The 416-nt window shown below is 61.3% G+C and carries 1 protein-coding gene; it reads right to left on the bottom strand.

The window, feature by feature from the left end; translation table 11 throughout:
• A partial coding sequence (locus SB751_RS28330) for a TonB-dependent receptor domain-containing protein (RefSeq protein WP_410748830.1) occupies nt 1–416 on the bottom strand: 416 nt, incomplete at both ends.

Here is a 416-nt window from a genome sequence, read left to right as displayed (position 1 = left end):
AGGCCGCCACGCCGCCGCCGTAATAGCTGTTGACCTGATTGGCCGACGGCGCGCGGAAGCCGCGTGCGTATTGCACATACGGCACGAGCGCCGGGCTGATTTCATACAGGAACGCGAGGCGCGGCGAGAGCGCATTGCCGCTCGAATTGGACAGCGGCTGCGTCGACGCGCTCGCGGCCGACGTATAGGTGCTGTCGGCATCGGGCGTCATGTGGTAGTAGTCGAAGCGCAGGCCCGGCACGAAAGTCAGCTTGTTCCAGCTGATGCTGTCCTGCATGTACGCGCCCAGATTGAGCGTTTGCGTCTTCGGGAAATTCTCCAGATAACCGGAGGTCGTATCGACCGTATTGCCGTTCGAATCGGTGCTGTATTGCGACCCGCTCAGGTCGAAACCGTACACAAGCTTGTGCGAGAAC

This window comes from Cupriavidus sp. SIMBA_020 (assembly GCF_046535395.1).
Classification (GTDB): domain Bacteria; phylum Pseudomonadota; class Gammaproteobacteria; order Burkholderiales; family Burkholderiaceae; genus Cupriavidus; species Cupriavidus campinensis.
This window is presented reverse-complemented; position numbering and strand designations above follow the sequence as displayed.